Source organism: Streptosporangium sp. NPDC001681, assembly GCF_040298085.1.
GTDB lineage: Bacteria > Actinomycetota > Actinomycetes > Streptosporangiales > Streptosporangiaceae > Streptosporangium.
Window position 1 is genome coordinate 1 of the sequence record NZ_JBEOZN010000297.1, and the last position, 2,172, is coordinate 2,172.

The following is a 2,172-nucleotide window of genomic DNA, read 5'->3' on the forward strand; positions in this document are numbered from 1 at the left end:
CTGTTGGGTCGGACCGGGGCGCGGTGTCAGCCTTGCGACTGGTCCGTTTCCCCGGCCCGCCCGCCGAACCGGGCGTGCTCGTCTCCAAGCACCCGGCTCTCCACAGATTCATGCCGCTGGGGATGGTTGTTCTGTTCGCCGTGACCAGGGTGTCGGGATGTCCCACGCGCGCCAGCGATACCGGATGACCGGCATCGACGCCGCATCCAGCAGGGCGATCCCGTCTGCGGAGATCTCCCAGCCGCCCTTCAGTAGCCGGGTCCGCATCTTCTTCCACGACATGCCGCCGTGCCGCTTGCGCAGCCACCACCACAGGCGGTGCCAGACATAGTGGCCCAGGTAGCTGAACGTCCGTTTGGACGAGCCGTGACAGAAGTAGTTGCACCAGCCCCGTATCACCGCGTTGAGACGAATCAACAGGGTTCTCAGGTCCGGCTGTCCTGGGTGGACCAGCGCCCGCACCTTGGCAATGACGGAATTGACCGCCTTCTTGCTCGGATAGGTGTAGACGGTCCACGCCTGGGTTCCTCGTTTGCGGCGCCGCTGGATGTGGTGCCCCAAAAAGACGAACCCGTCATCAAGATGGGTGACCGCCGTCTTGGCCTCCGACAGGCGCAAACCCATCGGGGCCAGCACCGCGGCCGCTTGTTCCCTCAGCCGCTCGGCGTCGCGGCGAGTGCCGTTGACCATGGCGACCCAGTCGTCCGCATAGCGGATCAGCCGCCAGTTCGCCACTCCTCGTTGCCGTCGGTTGCCTCGCTGCCTGACCGTGGCCATCGCCTCCTGGTGCTCGGCCATGAACCACTCGTCCAGGACCGACAAAGCGATGTTGGCCAGCAGCGGGGAGAGAATCCCACCTTGCGGGCTCCCGGCGCTCGTCTGCTTCTGTTCGCCGAGTTCGGTGAGAATCCCGGACTTACAGAACGCCTTCACCAGCGCCAAGACGCGCTTGTCCGCGACCTTTGCGCGCACCCGGTCCATCAGGGCCGTGTGCGAGATGGTGTCGAAGCACGCCTCGATATCCGCCTCCAGCACCCACTCATAGCGGTGGGAGCCCATGTGGTGGATCTCGGCGATCGCGTCGTGCGCACGCCGGTTCGGGCGAAACCCATACGAGCACGGCTGAAAACCCGCCTCGAAGATGGGCTCCATGACCAGCTTCAGCGACGCCTGAACGACCCTGTCAGCGAGGGCGGGGATACCCAGGCGGCGCATCTTCGACGTGCCGGGCTTGGGAATCAACCGCTCTCGAACCGCCAGCGGCTCGAACGTCCGGGCGCGCAGTTGCTCCCGGATCGCGTTCAGAAACGTCTCCTCGCCCCACCCGGCAGGAATATCGCGGGCCGTCAACCCATCGACACCCGCCGTGCGAGACCCGGTATTGCCCCGGACCCGACGCCACGCAACCACGAGGAACGCCGGGTCAGCGACCAGGTTGAACAGATCATCAAACCGACGAGAGGCATCCTCGCCGGCCCAACGGTGCAGTTTGGTCTGAATACTCAGTACCCGCCACTGGGCCGCCTCCGGCTCCAGCAGCAGCTCGCCCATATTCACGAGCGCCCTCCTGACCTGACGTCCCTACCTGCTGAAACTGCTGCCCGCCTTCCCCATGTGCGCGGCTTTCCCGCGCTCGGAGTACTACGCAGGCTCCGCCCCACCCCGCGCCTTCAGTGGACGGCGCACCTATCCCCGCTCCGCCCTGGAGGGGACGGAGACGGGGAACAGCACGAGATGGTTCCCACGTTCACTGCTGACCGTTCGCGAGAGGAGGTGCCCAGCTATGCCCCTGCGGCATCGCTCTGGCTACGCCGTAGACCTTCACCAGAGCCTCCCGGCCAAGCGCGACAACCGACCCAGGAGTTCCCCGACCGGACACCTCGCCCGGCGGGTACGCACCGCAACCCAGCCCATATCCGCCAGATTTGAGCTGGTGGAAGCCTTGAAGGGCTTTACACCACTGGTTCCTCACGTACACCTTTCCCGCTCGTTGACCAGGCCCGCACCGTCCGGCAGTACCGGCACGCCCTGACGTTGTCGAGGCTGCTTACCACCCTCACTCGCGACTCCGAGATCAGGCTGCCTCCCACTTCACACGACCCGCTACGACAGGTCGTCGGCGAAGGTCTTCCACCTCCGCACGGTCAAACAGCGCCTCGTGGCGCACGCCGC

1 protein-coding gene is annotated in these 2,172 nt (G+C 65.7%); it reads right to left on the reverse strand.

The genetic code is table 11. The features are described from left to right. Positions 1-108: 108 nt before the first annotated feature. The gene (gene ltrA / locus ABT130_RS47435; protein ID WP_350966476.1) at positions 109-1,551 is read right to left on the reverse strand and encodes a group II intron reverse transcriptase/maturase; all 1,443 of its coding nucleotides are present in this window, start codon (positions 1,549-1,551) and stop codon (positions 109-111) included. Positions 1,552-2,172: the final 621 nt, after the last annotated feature.